Here is a 14,895-nt window from a genome sequence, read left to right as displayed (position 1 = left end):
CGGGCCCCGTGCCCCGCCCGCTGACGAAGTGCGCCTACTTTCTCGCCTGGGCGCCCCTCCCTGCCAGGGCCGTCTCGATCCATCCCTGCAAACCCGGGTCCTCCGGCCAGACCGACACATCCGGTCCCGCAGCCATGAGCACCTGGAGCACCGCGGCGTGCAGGTGCTCGCATTTCTTCAGGTTCACCTTGCCCTTCGGGTGCTCCTGGAGCCATCCCAGGAGCGACTCGGCTTCCTCCACCGTGCACACCCCCTCAAGGACCGCTACGGTCTTCTTGTACGTCACAGGCATGCCACCAACTCCCTCAGATTCAGCACCAGGAGCACCCGACCGTCGCCGAGGAGCGCCGTGCCGGCGTAGAGCCGAAACCCCGCCATGATCCCCTCGAGGGGTTTCAGGATGATGTCCACCCCTTCGTGGAACCGGTCCACCACCAGCCCGAGCTCCCTTCCGTCGATCGACACCACGAGAACGGCCTCTTCCTCGCCCGGCCCGGCCTCGTCGCCCCCGAGATCGAGGACCCGGCCCAGCCGGCACAGGGGAACCAGGCGGTCCCGCAGCACCACCGCCTCGTGGCGCTTGATCCGGTGGATCTCGTCCGTGGGGACCCGCACCGTCTCGACGATGTTCTCGATGGGAACGCCCAGGGTCTCGCCCCCCACCTCCACGATCATCACCCGGGTCACGGCCATGGACAGGGGCAAGGACAATCGGATGAGGGTCCCCCGACCCAGCGTGCTCTGCACGGATACCGATCCCCCGACCCGGTCCACCATGGCCCGCACGGCGTCCATGCCGACGCCCCGGCCCGACACGTCCGACACCTGCTCGGCGGTGCTGAACCCCGGCGCAAAGATCAGGTGGAGCGCCTCGTCGTCCGTGATCGTCTCCAGCCGCTCCTCGCTCAGGATGCCCTTCTCGTAGGCCTTGCGCTTGAGGACCTCCGGGTCCATGCCCCGGCCGTCGTCGATCACCTCGATCCACACCTGGTCGTCGAACTGCACCGCCCGCAGCCGAATCTCCCCTTCGGGCGGCTTGCCCGCAGCCTCCCGCTCCTCCGGAGTCTCGATCCCGTGGTCGATGCTGTTCCGGACCAAATGGACCAGGGGCTCGGCCAGGTCCTCCACCACGTTCTTGTCCGCCTCGGTCTCCTCCCCTTCCATGACCAGCCGCACCTTCTTGCCCAACTTGCGAGACAAGTCGCGGACCAGCCGGGGGAAGCGCTGGAACGCGTGGGACACCGGCACCATCCGGACCTGCATCACGGCGCCTTGCAGCTCTTCCGCGATCCGGTTGATGACGGCGTGTTGGTTCTTGATCTCCCGGGCCAGATCCCGGACCTTGAACACCTCTTCCGCCTTTCGGGCCAGGAACGGCAGGGCGTTTTTGGCCACAACCAGCTCCCCCACCAGGTCCATCAAGGCGTCGATCCGGGCCTGGTCCACCTTGAGAACCCGGATCTTCTGGCCCGAGGCCGTTCCGTTCTCCTGGGGCGACCGCTCCGGGGCCGGCCCATCTGCTTGGGGAGCCGGCTCCACCCCCGCCCCTTCCTGCTGCATCTTCTCCGCCCCCAAAAGGCGGGAAAGGACATCCAGAGCCAAGGCCCTCAGCGGCTCCCCGCTCCCCTGGGCCCGGGCCGTCTCCAAGGCCTCGGCAACGCGCTCCTCGCCGGCCGCATCCCCCAACTCCGTCAAGACCGACCCCAGCACCCCGGCGACCGACTCCAGCACCCCCAAACGGATGTCCGGGTCCCACGGGGCGGCCAGAAGCTCGGTCTGGGCCCGCAGGATCTCCACCGCCGCGGCAAGGGGCTCGTCCTCCGGCCCGCCCGGCTCACTCCCTCCCGGGGACCGGGTACCCTTTTCGTCGTTCGCTGTCGGCCCGGAGCCCCCCTCCTCCGGCCCGCCGGCCGGGACCCCCCAGTCCTCTGGGGCGACCTCGTAGAGCTCCACCTGGTCCATCACGTACCGGAACCACTCCCGCACCTCCTCCACCGGGGCGGCCGCCACCAGGCGGAACCGGAGCACGCAGCGGTACGGGTCGAGCTCCTCGGGTGGAGGCCACGGCTCCCGGGTCTGCACCCGCCCCCAGCGGAGGCCCGGGGTCTGGCGGGCCGTGTGAAACGGATCGTCTCCGGCGAAAAAGCACTGCTCGTCCGGGGTGTAGGTCACGGCCACCGCGCCCGGCCCGCCCTCGATGCTGATCTGGTACAGCTCTCGCCGTATGTCGTCGGGGACCTCCAGGATCCATGAGGGAGCCGTTCCCACCTTTTCGCATGCAGACCTCTCGTCTTCGGCGTCCCCCTCTTCCGCCACGGCATCGCCGGCCCCCGAGGGCTCTTCGTCCGTTGCTTCGGACAACAGTCCCCTCAGGCGCCCTGCGAGGCCGTTGCTCACATCCTCGGCCTCCGGGGGGAGCCGCTCCTCGGCCTCCAGGCTGTCCACCCACTCACCGACCCGATCCAGCACCTCGAAGAACAGGTCCACCCGGTCCGGCGTGAGGTCGAGTTCCCCCTGCCGAACGGCGTCCAGTACGTCCTCGGCGGCGTGCACGAGGCGCGTCAGCGGCCCGATCTCGAAGAACCCCGACGACCCCTTGATGGTGTGCATGGCCCGGAACAGCCCGTTGAGGGTCTCAGGGTCGCCGGGAGCCTTTTCCAGGGCGAGAAACCCCTGGCTCGCCTGTTCCAGGAGATCCCGGGTCTCGGTGATGAACTCGGCCAGCAGCGGGTTCATCGGCTCCCTCCCCGGGCCGTCATCAGGGTGGCCCGTAACGCTAGGGCTTCGGGCCGGACCGGCTTGACCAGGTACAGGTTGGCCCCGGCCCGATACGCCTGTTCCTTGTCCCGCCGCTCGGCCTCCGTGCTGATCATGATCGCCGGGACCGCCCGGAGCTCGGGGGTGCCCCGGACCTCCTTCAGAAACGTGTACCCGTCCATCTTGGGCATGTTCACGTCCACCAGCAGCAGGTCGTAGGAGGTCACCAACGCCTTCTCCAAGGCCTCCACACCGTTCTCGGCCTCGTCCACCTCGAACCCGGCCCCCTCCAGGATCTGGCGGTGGTACATGCGAACCGTGACGGCATCGTCCACGATCAGTGCTCGTCTCATGCCCGATCCTTCCGTTCCGGCCGTAGCGCTAGAGGGGCTTCTGATAGACGATCGCGTCCTCGAACCGGCGCACCTTGAACAGCGAGGTGATCCGGCTCATGGACTCCGAGTGCCCCAGGAGCACGAACCCTCCCGGGTTCAACGCGTCGTACAGGGTCTCCGCGGCCCGCCGCTGGGACGCATCGTCGAAATAGATCAGCAGGTTCCGACAGAAGATGATGTCGAAGTCCCGCATTCCCCGGGTGTCTTTGGGATCGCAGAGGTTGACCCGGCGGAAATCCACGCTGGCCCGCAGGTCGTCGCATAGCCGGTGGTACCCGCCGGCCAGGGGTTCGAAGTACTTCTCCAGGATCCAGCGGGGCAGGTGGCTCACCGACCGCCGGGAGAACACCCCCGCCCGGGCCTTCTCCAAGGCCTGGGTGTCGATGTCGGATGCCACGATCTCCACGTCCACCTCGTCGATCCGGTCCCAGAACTCCAGCAGATACAGAGCGATCGAGTAGGGCTCCTCCCCCGTGGAGCACGGCACGGACCAGATTCTCACGGTCTCCCCGGTGCGTTTGTGGTGGAGCACCTCGGCCAGGAGCGCGTTGACCATGCACTTGAGCTGGTACTCCTCCCGGAAGAAGTACGTCTCATTGACGGTCATGAGGTTCACCAGCTCCTGGAACTCCTCGCCCGAGGCCTGGAACCGCATGAACGCGAAGTACTCCCGGAAGCTCTCGTGGCCCGTCTGGCGCATCCGCTGGATCAGGCGCTTGTCCACGAAGTAGCGCTTGGAGTCCTCGAAGCGGATTCCGGTCTTGCGGTAGAAGTAGTCCCGGAACCGCTCGAACTCCGCGTCCGTGATGCGGACGTCGGATGCCGACTCGCGTGCCACCCCGCTGTGCCCCATGGGTCACCCCTCTCCCAGGATACGTTTCAGGGCGGTGTCCACGGCGAACCCGACAAAGGGCTCACCGGGGAACCGGTCCTTGACCCCCTGGATCGCCGGGGCCATGTCGGGGGTCCCCACCTCGGCCAAGCGGTCGATCGCCGTGGTGACCACGTTGACGTGCTCGTCGGTCTCCACCACCGCGAGCAGCCACCCCGGGGCTTCCGGGTGGGCCAGGTCCCGGAGGATGTCCACGGCGAAGATCCGCACGTCCGGATCCGGGTCCGCCAGCAGGGCGGCTATGCGATGGCCCACCGCGTCCGGAAGCTGCCGCAGGATCTCCACCGCGCCGTTGCGAAGCCCTGCGTCCTCGCTCCGGAGCAACGGGATCAACCCCTCGGCCACCGCATCGGTTCCGATCGTCAGCAGGCTTCCGAAGATCGCCTCTCGCACCGTCGGGTCCGGCTCTGCTTGGAGCCGGTCACAGAGGGCGCTCACCGCTTCCGGGTGGGCAGCCAGGTCTCGCGCGGCCCACCTTCGCGCCTTGACCTGCTCGTCCTGGAGCTGTGCCAAGAGCCCCTGTAGGTCCCTGTCGTACTTACGGATGTGGGGCTTGGACGGAGCCGTCCGATCTTCGGTACGCTTGACGAGCGCCATGGCGTTCCCCCTTCGGTCAGGCGCGAGCGGCGCCGCGGCCTTCGGCCGGAGACTGTCCGAGAGCCCACTCCACGAGCTGCTCGGCGATCTGGTCGGCCGGCAGCACCGCGCTGGCGCCGCCCAGCTCGATCAGCTCCCGGGGCATCCCGAAAACCACCGCCGTCTCCTCCGACTCGGCCACGGTCCGCCCTCCCCGACGGTGCACCTCGGCCATGGCCTCGGCGCCGTCGTTGCCCATGCCGGTCAGCTCCACCGCGATCAGGCGCTCCGGCGGAACGTGGTCCAAAGCGGAACGCACCATTCGCTCCACACTGGGATGCCACAAAAAACGCTCGTCCGCCGGAACGCTCAGGGCCACCAGGCGGCCCTTCCGGCGGCTCACCACCACGTCGGCGTCCCCCCGAGCGATCCACGCCGTCCCCGGCTCCAGGGGGGTCGGCCCCCCCACCTCGGCCACCCGCAGCGCACACTGCCGGTTCAAGCGCTCGGCAAACACCCGGGTGAACTTGCCGGGCATGTGCTGGGCTACCAATACTGGCAAGGGGAAATCAGCAGGGAGCTCCGGCAGGATCTCCTCCAGCGTGCGCGGTCCGCCGGTGGAGACCCCGATCAACACGACGCCCTCCTCCGCTGCCGCCCACTCCGCCGGGCTGGCCGTCGAGGGCCTGGTGGAACTTTTGGGTGAGGCTCGTCCCCCAACCGAACGCTTCGGAAGCCCCTCCTCCCGCGCCCTGGTCTTGCGGCGGGGACGCCGTTTGGCCCGCAGCGCCGCCCTCACCTTGGCGACCAATTCGTCCGTCAGATCCTTGATGCGAAGCGAGACCGTACCGTCCGGCTTGGGCAGGTAGTCCACGGCCCCCAGCTCCAGGGCCTCGAACGTGGCCAGAGCTCCCTTCTCGGTAAGGGACGACACCATCACCACCGGCCGGGGGAACTCGGTCATGATGTGGCTGAGGCAGGTCAGCCCGTCCATCACCGGCATATTGATGTCCAGGGTCACCACGTCCGGGTCGAGTTCCCGGATCTGACGCAGCGCGTCCTCCCCATCCCTTGCCGTGTGGACCTCGAAGTCGTCCTGGGTCTCCAGCATCTGGCGCAGGTACTTGCGCATCAATGCGGAGTCGTCGACCACCAAGATCTTGTGCTTCACGCTCCCAACTCCCATGGATCGGCTCGAACCGGGTTACGCGGCGGCCTCTTCGGAGGCCGCCCGGGCCACGGCCTCTCGCTCGTCGGCCTCCAACAGCTCGCGCGCTTCGATCACCTGGATCATCCGGCCCTGTTCCTTCAGGTTCACCACCCGGCCCATGATGCGCGCCTGGTCCTCCGACAGCCGGGGAGCCTCCTCCACGGCCCGGGCGGGCACCCGCAGCACCTCGCTCATGGCGTCCACCACGAAACCGGTGCGCGTGCCGTCGAGGTTCAGCACCAGGATCCGCTGCCGGTCGTTTCGTTCCATCCGCTCGAGCCCGAAACGGGCGCGCATGTCCACCACCGGCAGAACCGTCCCGCGAAGGTTCACCATTCCCTCGATGAACTCGGGCGCCTTCGGCACGTGGCTCATCTGATCCGGCACCCAGATGATCTCCTGGACCCACTCGATGCCCACCCCGTATTCCTGACCCGCGAGTTGGAACACCACGAACTGAAGTTCTTCCTTCTCCTCCGCCCCCGAGGCGCTCCCTCGTTCTTCCGTCTGCATCGCATCCTCCCCGTGGGTCTCCACCGCTTCTTTCACCGCCGGATGCTGGAACAACGCTTCCGCGCTCAACAGCGAGACGAGCCGCCTCCCTCCCTCCAACCGGCACAAGGCCTGGACGCCCTCCACGCCCTGCTTCGCCAACAGCTCCGGCACCTCATCCAGGGCATCCGCGCCGACCTGGAACACCTCGTGGACCCGGTCCACCACCATCCCTACCGTGACCTGCCGATCTCCCTCGGCGAGTCCCACAACCAAGATCCGGTTGTGCTCCTCCACCGGCGCGTCGGCCAAGCCGAACAGGCGCCGCAGGCTCACCAGCGGCAGCACCCTCCCCCTGAGGTCTATGATTCCGAGCACGTGCTCCCCGGCTCCGGGCACCCGGCTGATCTCGTCCGGCACCCGGACGATCTCCCGGACCTCGGCGATATCGAAGGCGTACTCCTCGGCGTCCACCTCGAAGCTCACCAACTGCCAACCGTCGTCTTCGGGCTCCTCGGCCGTTCCGGCAGGCCGCGCCGAGGCCGCCGTCGCCGCCGGCTGAAGGCCGCCGTCGCAAGGCCCGCAAAACGCCTCGAACTCCCTCCCCACGAGGGCGCGGCCGTCCAGAAGCTGGATCAGGGCTCCGTCTTCCTCAGACCGGATCACCCCGGCCAACAGCGCTGAGTCCACCGTCACAGACACATCGGTGGCGGGCTCGACCCTATCCCCCTCCACGCTCAGCACCCGCTCGACCCGGTCCACCACCAACCCGGCCGGCCGGGAGCAGTCGATCACCACCACCCGGGTTGCGTCGGTGGGCTCCACCCCGGGAAGGCCCAGAAGCCCCCGCAGGTCCACCACGGGCAGCACGGTTCCCCGTAGATTCGCGAGCCCCTTCAGGCTGGGGGGAGCAAGGGGGACCCTCACCGTCTCCGGAAGACGCACGATCTCCAGCACCGACTCCATCGGGAAGGCGAAGCGCTCCTCCCCCAGGAGACAGGTCACGTACTGCCGGACGGCTCCGTCATCGCACGAGGGGTCTTGCGCCTCGCCCAACGAGTCCCCCAGGCCCTCTCCGGTGGGCATGCGTGCCGCTGGTTCCATCGGTTGCCTCCGCCATGCCGTGGAGTGTCGTGTGGATCCGTCCGATCAGGCGGTCTGGAGCTCGTCCGCGGTCGAGGCGATCTCCTCGATCGCTGCCGAGAGCTCCTCGGCGCCCTGGGACAGCTGGCGGGCGGCAGCCGCAGCTTGGCCGGTGGCCTGGCTGGCCTGCTCCGCTGCCGCACTGATCTGCTCCATCCCTTTCTTCGCCTGGGAGACCGCCGTGGCGATCTCGGCCGCGCCGTCGAGCACCTGCCGGTTTCCCTTGAGAACCTGGTCGGTCTCCGCCTCCACGACCACGAGGTTCTCGCTCACCGCCTGGGCCTTGTCGGCCTCGGCCAGGGCGACGTCGGCGATCTGGTTCAGCTCGGCCCTCACCACAGTCACCAGATCCTGGATGGCCTTCACCTGGTCCTTGATCTGCTCGGCGTTCTCGGCTGCATCGCTGGCCAGGTTCTGGATGTCGGTGGAAACCACAGCGAACCCTTTTCCGAACTCACCGGCCCGCGCAGCCTCCACCGCTCCGGTGACGGCCAGCATGCTCGTTTGGATCGCCACCGTCGCGATGCCGTCCACGATCTTGTCGATCCGCCGGCTCAGCACCTCCAGCTCCCGGACCGCGGCAAGGTTTCTGCGGCCGGTCTCTGCGGATTCGCGGATCCCCTGGATCATCTCCTCGACGCTCGCCTTGTTCTCGGCCACGAGCTCGGCGACGGATTCGCAGGTGGCCACGGTCTGTCGGGCCTTGGCCTCCGCAAGATCCGTGCTCTTCTCGATCTGGGTGATCCCGGCCACGGCCTCTTCCGCAGCCGAAGCCTGCTGCTCGGCGCCCCGGTTGATCTGCTCGATCGCGGTCAGGATCTCATCCGAGGCCCGGTTGATCTCCTCCACCGCAGCCGACAGCTCCTCGGCCGCCGCGGCCACCTCCTCGGCACTCTTGGCGATGTCGGTGCTGTTCTTGAGCTCTTCTGCCAGCTCCTCGAGCTCCTGGGCCGCCTTCTCGCTCTCGCTCAGGGCCTGGGCCTGCTGATCCAGGCTCTTCAGGCATTCCTGGCATGCCGAGGACTGCTCCTCGGCCGCGGCAGCGATCTGCTCGGTTCCCTTCTGGGCCTGCACCCCGGCCGTGGCCGCCTCGGCAGCGGCCTGGGCGATCTCATCGGCGCCGGCGCGAATCCCCTCCATGTCCGCCTTGATTTTAGAGAGCTGCTCGGTCACGGCACCGCCCTTTTCCACCTCGGCTCGAGCGGTCTCGGCCGCGGCCCTGACCCCCTCGGACACGGTCCGGGTGTTCGCCTGGACCTTCTCGATGAGGTCTGCGATGTCGGCCGCGTTCTTGGCGGAGGTCTCCGCAAGCCCCCGCACGGTGTCGGCCACCACGGCGAACCCCTTTCCGTGCTTACCGGCCCGGGCCGCCTCGATGGCCGCGTTCAGGGCGAGCAGGTTGGTCTGATCCGCGATGCGCATGACCGCCTTCACCGCCTCGGTGATGCGCTCGGCCTGTTTCTCGAGCTCGCCCATCCGCTCCACCGAGGCCATCTGACGTTTGGCCCCGGCCTTCACGTTCTCCACCAGGGTGGTGACCTCTGCCCCCACCCGGTCCAAAAGCTCCTGGAGCTCCGTGCTCTTTTTTCGGGACAGCTCCGCCACCTCGCCCTGCTGTTTCAGGCGGCCGGCCACCTGGTTCATGGCCGCGAGGCTCTCCTGGCAAGCCCCTGCGGCCTCTTCGGCGCCCCCCGCGATCTGTTCCATCGACCGGTTCAGCTCTTCTTGGGCGGCCACCGCCTCGGCGATCGCACTCGCGAGCTGTGTGGACGCCGACGAGATTCGTTCCGCCGCCTGCTGCTGCTTGGCCAGGGTGCGCGCCCGGCGCCGCCGCTCCTCTGCCTCCCGCTTGGCAGCCGGGGACGATGTCGGTTTGGACGCTGTGTCGGAACGCGGTGTGGCGTGCTTTTTCAGACCCATCGCATCACTCCTTTGGCGAATGTCTGGGCGAGGAACCCTTTTTGTGCGCACGCTTTGTTGGTCGGATCGAGCGACCGGCTGCTCCCCTTGAGGGTGCTGCCGGCAAAACACGGCTTTTTTGTTCTGTTTTTCGAACATCTCTCGCTTCCTTGGCAAGCCGGAACGGCAGGCGCACGGTCACGGTGGTTCCCTTTCCTTCTTCGCTGTCGATCTCCACCTGGGCCCCGTTGCGCTTGGCAGCCTCGTACGCGACGCTCAACCCCAGGCCGGTGCCCCCCGGCTTCGTGGTAAAAAACGGTGTGAACACCTCGTCGACGATGGCCTGGGGGATGCCCGGCCCGTCGTCCTCCACCACGATCTCCACGAACCCAAAAAACTCGTCCGTGTCGTACGGGATCTCCCGCGTATAGAAACGAACCGAGCCCCCTCCGCACGCAGCGGCCTCGAACGCGTTCACCAGCAGATTCACGAAGCAGCTCTCCATCTCCGTTTCATTGACCTCCACCAAAAAGGAATCCGGCGGCGGGACGAGATCTGCGGCCACCCCGATCGGCTTTTTGGATAGGGCCTCCCGAAAAGACAGTCGCATGATCTCCGACAGCTTCGCCTCCCGACAGAACGACAGGGGACGGCCTCCGAAAAGCCGCACCGATTCGACCATGCTCTCTATGCGTTCGATCCCGTGCCGCAGGTCCTTCACTAGACCGAGCATCTCAGCGACAGCCACCTCGTTAGGAAGCGCCCCTTCCGACAACCCCTTACGTGTCTCCTGGCAGAACCTCTCGAGCAACTCCGCATTTCCCTTGATAAACGTCAGGGGGTTATGGATCTCGTGGGCGAGCCCCGAAAGAAGCCGTCCCAATGCGGCCATCCGCCGTTCCCTCTCCTCCCTCTCTCGGAGTTTTGAGAGCTCTTGCTGCAACCTGGCCTTCTCCAGCGCCAACCCGCACCGCTGGAACGCCGGTTCCATCTGCCGAAGGAACTCCGACTCGCTGAATGGCTTCTCGACGAAGTTGGTTGCACCGTGGCGAAGCGCTTCGATCACCACACCGGTATCGCCGAACCCAGAGACCAACACGACCTCTGTGTCGGGCTTTTCGTTGCGGATGCGTTCCAGCAGCTCGATGCCGGTCAGCCCAGGCATGCGGATATCGGCCACCACGATCGGAAAGGGGGCTTCGTGAAACCGCATCCACGCCTCCAAACCGTCGGCCGCCGAAACCACCTCGTGACCCAAAGCCTCCAGGCTCCGGGCCATGGCGTTTCGCAGGGACGCTTCATCGTCCGCCACCAGAATCCGAAACGCCGCCCCTCCAGCGGGGTTGGCGGCCGCCCCGTTCGTTTGTTTTTCCGGACGCGCGTCCATGGTGCTCACTCCGAAAGATCGAAAAAGCGAATCAACTCTCTTACCGCCTCGTCCGGTTTCCGCGCCGCTCCCGCCTCGGCGATCCAGACATGATCCAAGCCGCGCATCTCTTCCGGGTCGGTGGTGAGCGCAGCCAGACGAAGCCCGAAGGAAAACCAAAGCAGCCGTTCGATCCGCTGGCTCTCTTGTTTCCCAGGCAGCGGCGGGGCCAGGAGCAGGACCGCCCGCCCGGCTCGATCCACTCCGACTCCCCGCACTCCCCCCGGGGAGCCGTGGCCCAGCGCCCGGGCCACCCGTTTGGCGATCCGAGAGAGCAATCGGCGCTCCACGGCGAACAGCTCGGACAGCACCGGGGTGAACACGTGGCTTTGGTTCAGCTCGTACAGATGGCGCTTGCCGGACGGCACCTTCAAGACGATCCCCCAAAAGACCAGTTCGTCCAAGGCAGCCTTGCCCGAGGAAGGGGACACCCTCGCTCGGGCCGAGATGCTTCGGCCGGACATACCGTCTTTCGAAAACAGGGCCCGCAGGACCCGGACCCTGGCCGGACTGCCTAAAACGTGCTCAAGGTTCACCGCCCCTCTCCTTTCAGGGTCCGTTCCACGGCCTTCTGCCAACGGAGGTACCGGCGCTCTGCATTTCGGACGACCCGAACCACCTCGTCCAAGCTCTCGAACGGTTTCACCAGGTAGTCGAGAGCCCCTAGCTGGTACGCATCCAGGACACGGTCCGGCCGGCTGTATGCGGTCATGACGATCGTTTGCGTCAACGCCCCAGACTCCCGCAGAGCCCGCAACAGCGTCATCCCGTCCATCCCCGGCATGACGATGTCGGTCAGGAGGATGTGTACGGAGGGTTCGGTCCGGACCCGCCGGAGAGCCCTGTGTGGATCGGTCTCGGTTTCGCAGGCAAACCCTTCTCGTCCCAGACAGAACCGGAGGGTTCGAAGGATGGCTGGTTCGTCGTCTACGACCAATACCCGCAGCGGCCGCGCCATGGGGGAACTCCTCGCTTCGGCACCGTGCGAATTTGCTATCTCAGCAGGTTTTGTTCTAATGGTTCGACCCCGTTTCATCTGCCCCCAAGGGAATGGCAGGTCAGACAACCACTTTTTGTTCGTTTTGCCGAACAAAAATCCATTCCTTTGAACATCCCGGCTGGAGGCACACGGGAGCCGGGCCGATTTCCTAGGTATCCCTTTTCCGGAACACTAAGCGCCGGCAGGGACGGTCCGCGTACCCCATGGACGGGGTGTCCATCGCAAGGGATGAAAAACCCGGGTGGTCGCCGAGATCGTTGCGAGGTTGCCGCCGGTGGGTGGGCGCTGGAGAGCCCATGGCGGGAGGCTTTCACCCCAGAACCGACATGGAGGTGCCGATGCAAACCTTGCCGCACTCCAGCCAGCCCTTTTTGGCCTCCCTCATCCAGGCGTTGGATCACGCGGAACGGGCCATCGTCGTGCTCGATGAGGACCGCCGTGTGATCTACTACAACCGCCGATACCAAGAGATGTGGGGGTTCCCGACCGAGTTCTTGCGGCAAAAGCCCCGCATCGAAGATTGCATCCGGTGGGCGTGCCGAAACGGGGTGTACCCAAGGGAGCGGGAAGAGGAACTGGTGGCCCGGCGACTGGCCGACTTGGATTCTTGTGCCCCCCTCGTCTCCTTGGAGACCCCCAGAGCCGATGGTTTCGTCGCCGAGGGGTACGCAGCCCCCCTTCCCGAAGGCGGTTGGGTGCTGTCGTTCCGGGACATGACTCGATGGCACCAGATGATGGCCGAGCTCCAGGCCAGCGAGGCGCGGTACCGCGCAATCCTGGAGGGCATGCAGGACTTCGTGTTGATCTGTTCACCCGGCCGGCGGATCGAGTACATGAACCCCGCCCTGGTCCGGCACTTAGGCCGAGATGCCACGGGAGACCCCTGCCACAAGGCCTTGTTCAACATGGGGGAGATGTGCCCTTGGTGTCCGGATATGTTTGGCCCCCCCAACGATGTGGAGATTGGCGAGGCTATGGTGTCGCTGCGTACCGGGGAGGAACGAACGTACCACCTGCTTCGGGTGCCGCTACCCGCTCCTGGCGAACCGGAAAAGGGTCCGCCCCCAAGCCTGATGGTCCTCCGAGACATCACGGAACATGCGGAACGGCAGCGCCAGCTCCGGGACCTGCTTCGGCTCCAGGAACAGATCCTGGACAGCGCAGGGGAAGGTATCGTGGTCACGGACGAACAGCTCCGTTGCCAGATCTGGAATCCCGCGATGGAGCGCTGTACTGGGGTGTCGGCAGAACGAGCGCTGGGCTCGTCCGTGGAGGACGTGCTGGGTCCGGGCGGAAAGTCTCTCGCGGCGCAGATGCGCAAAGCGCTTGAAGGTCACGAGGTCTCCGTCAACTTCGTCCGGTACTCCCGCCCGGGAACCGGCCCCGAGACCTGGGTCTCGGGCACATTCACCCCCCGACGGAACCCCCAGGGGCGGATTCGCGGCGTCGTGGGCATCGTGCGGGACGTCACTCGGCAAAAGCGTGAAGAGGAAACACAACGGCGAAAAGACCTGATCTTCCGCACGCTGGTGGAGCACACGCATGCCGTGCCTTGGGAGTTCGATCTCGAGAAGGAAAAGTTCACGTACGTGGGGCCTCAGGCCGCGCTGATCACGGGGTACCCCCCGGAGACGTGGACCGGTCTGGACTCGTGGCTGCGCAAGGTGCACCCGGAGGACCGGCGTCAGGCTTTGGCCTCGATTCGGCGAGCCATTCAGGAGGACCGGAGTGCGCGCGTGGAGTATCGCATCGTGAAGCCTGATGGCGCGGTGGGCTGGTTTCTGAATTTGACCACGGTGTTCAAGAACCACGATGGATCGCGGCGGCTCCTAGGCTTTTTGATCGACGTGACGGAAGAGAAAAAGGAAGCAGAACACCGCAGACAGTTCGAGGAGCGCCTGCAGCAAGCCGAGAGAATGGAGAGCCTTGGGGTTCTGGCAGGTGGCGTGGCGCACGATTTCAACAACCTACTCACCCCCATTCTCGCCCATGCAGAGATCTTGGAGTATCACCTCCCACCCAACAGCCCACTTAAAAGCAACGCTCGTGAAATCGTACGGGCTGCCGAGCGGGCCGCTGATCTGGCAAAGCAGATTCTTTCTTTCAGCAGAGATACCGGGGGGGAGCCAAGACCCATGGATCTGGCACCTCTCGTCAAGGAAGCGGTGAAATTCATGCGCTCCGGCCTCCCTGCCACCATACAACTGAACGAAAGCATTCGGGTCGCAAACGCAACGATACAAACGGAGCCCACAAAAATTCACCAAATCGTAATGAACCTCTGCGTGAACGCTGTGCAAGCCTTGAAAGGAAAGGGATCCGTGGAGATCGGCTTGGAATCCGTCCCCGCGGATGATTTGCCGTCGTTGCCCGCCCCCCCGGCGCAGGCGCACTCCTATGCCCGTCTCTGGGTCGCGGACACGGGGCCCGGGATTCCCGACGAGATCCTGCCAAAGATCTTCGAGCCTTTTTTTACCACCAAGAGGCACCAGGGCGGCACGGGCATGGGCCTTGCGAACGTGAGAAGAATCGTAGAGGAGATGGGGGGAGCGATCACCGTGACGAGTCAGGAGGGGAGTGGGGCCCGTTTCGATGTGTACCTTCCCCTCCTACGGGGAAAACCCTACGGCTCGGGCACACCCTTGGAGGGGCCCCGCCTTCGGCGTGGGCGGGAACGCATTCTGCTGGTGGACGACGAACGGGCGATCGTCGACATGCTGGCCTACATCCTCGGAGAGTTGGGATATCAGGTGCTGGGCGTCGAAAACGGAACACAAGCCCTCGAGATCTTGCAACGCGACCCCGACAAATTCGACGTGCTCCTCGTGGACCTTATGATGCCTGAGGTGACCGGGCTGGAGCTCATCCGGCAAGCTCGCTCCGCACAGCCAAACGTTCCGGTGATCTTGTGCTCCGGACAGCCCATCAGCGAACACGAACTGCGCCGGAAAGGAATCGGTGCCCCTGCGGTCGTCTTGGCAAAGCCCATCAGCATGGCATCCCTCTCAGGGGCCCTTCGGCGAGTTCTGGACGGGGCTTGAGGCTGGAAGGCGAGCCCGCAGCGCCCCCCGACACTGTTGATGCCGCCCGTGGCGAGAACGGCCG

The 14,895-nt window shown here is 66.0% G+C and carries 12 protein-coding genes; 1 reads left to right on the top strand and 11 read right to left on the bottom strand.

All coding sequences use genetic code 11. The annotated features are described in order from the left end of the window. Positions 1 to 34: 34 nt before the first annotated feature. From DEFCA_RS0114910 to DEFCA_RS0114860, 11 genes are all read right to left on the bottom strand, one after another. Entirely contained in the window at positions 35 to 292 is a 258-nt protein-coding gene (locus tag DEFCA_RS0114910) for a hypothetical protein (protein WP_025323810.1), read from the bottom strand. Further along, the gene (locus DEFCA_RS24350; protein ID WP_025323809.1) at positions 283 to 2,736 is read right to left on the bottom strand and encodes a chemotaxis protein CheA; all 2,454 of its coding nucleotides are present in this window, start codon (positions 2,734 to 2,736) and stop codon (positions 283 to 285) included. The genes DEFCA_RS0114910 and DEFCA_RS24350 overlap by 10 nt, the downstream gene beginning before the upstream one ends. Continuing rightward, on the bottom strand, positions 2,733 to 3,110 hold the full coding sequence (locus tag DEFCA_RS0114900) for a response regulator (RefSeq protein WP_025323808.1): 378 nt from the start codon (positions 3,108 to 3,110) through the stop codon (positions 2,733 to 2,735). Before DEFCA_RS0114900 ends, DEFCA_RS24350 begins: the two co-directional genes overlap by 4 nt. A 28-nt stretch (positions 3,111 to 3,138) precedes the next feature. Beyond that, the gene (locus DEFCA_RS0114895; protein WP_025323807.1) at positions 3,139 to 4,005 is read right to left on the bottom strand and encodes a CheR family methyltransferase; all 867 of its coding nucleotides are present in this window, start codon (positions 4,003 to 4,005) and stop codon (positions 3,139 to 3,141) included. A 3-nt stretch (positions 4,006 to 4,008) separates the two neighbouring features. Continuing rightward, positions 4,009 to 4,641 (bottom strand): HEAT repeat domain-containing protein, encoded by a 633-nt coding sequence (locus tag DEFCA_RS0114890; protein WP_025323806.1) that lies wholly within the window; start codon positions 4,639 to 4,641, stop codon positions 4,009 to 4,011. 16 nt (positions 4,642 to 4,657) lie between these two features. Next, complete coding sequence (cheB, locus tag DEFCA_RS0114885) at positions 4,658 to 5,791, bottom strand: chemotaxis-specific protein-glutamate methyltransferase CheB (protein ID WP_025323805.1); 1,134 nt, start codon at positions 5,789 to 5,791, stop codon at positions 4,658 to 4,660. A 33-nt stretch (positions 5,792 to 5,824) separates the two neighbouring features. After that, positions 5,825 to 7,426: a chemotaxis protein CheW gene (locus DEFCA_RS0114880; RefSeq protein ID WP_029734163.1), complete on the bottom strand. Its 1,602-nt coding sequence runs from the start codon at positions 7,424 to 7,426 to the stop codon at positions 5,825 to 5,827. Between the two features lie 45 nt (positions 7,427 to 7,471). Then, positions 7,472 to 9,385 carry a methyl-accepting chemotaxis protein gene (locus DEFCA_RS0114875; protein WP_025323803.1) on the bottom strand — a complete coding sequence of 638 codons (1,914 nt, stop codon included), beginning with the start codon at positions 9,383 to 9,385 and terminating at the stop codon, positions 7,472 to 7,474. A 4-nt stretch (positions 9,386 to 9,389) separates the two neighbouring features. Further along, entirely contained in the window at positions 9,390 to 10,751 is a 1,362-nt protein-coding gene (locus tag DEFCA_RS0114870) for a sensor histidine kinase (RefSeq protein ID WP_025323802.1), read from the bottom strand. A gap of 5 nt (positions 10,752 to 10,756) precedes the next feature. After that, positions 10,757 to 11,194, bottom strand: a complete 438-nt coding sequence (locus DEFCA_RS0114865) for a hypothetical protein (RefSeq protein ID WP_169709601.1) — start codon at positions 11,192 to 11,194, stop codon at positions 10,757 to 10,759. Positions 11,195 to 11,322: 128 nt separating this feature from the next. Beyond that, positions 11,323 to 11,748: a response regulator gene (locus DEFCA_RS0114860; protein WP_035803754.1), complete on the bottom strand. Its 426-nt coding sequence runs from the start codon at positions 11,746 to 11,748 to the stop codon at positions 11,323 to 11,325. 338 nt (positions 11,749 to 12,086) lie between these two features. Between DEFCA_RS0114860 and DEFCA_RS20920 the strand changes: the two genes are divergently transcribed. Continuing rightward, positions 12,087 to 14,831 carry a PAS domain S-box protein gene (locus DEFCA_RS20920; RefSeq protein ID WP_025323800.1) on the top strand — a complete coding sequence of 915 codons (2,745 nt, stop codon included), beginning with the start codon at positions 12,087 to 12,089 and terminating at the stop codon, positions 14,829 to 14,831. Positions 14,832 to 14,895: the final 64 nt, after the last annotated feature.

It is taken from the genome of Deferrisoma camini S3R1, from assembly GCF_000526155.1.
Taxonomy (GTDB): Bacteria; Desulfobacterota; Deferrisomatia; order Deferrisomatales; family Deferrisomataceae; genus Deferrisoma; species Deferrisoma camini.
Note: the sequence above shows the minus strand (reverse complement) of the source record. Positions and strands in the feature narration are given on the sequence as shown.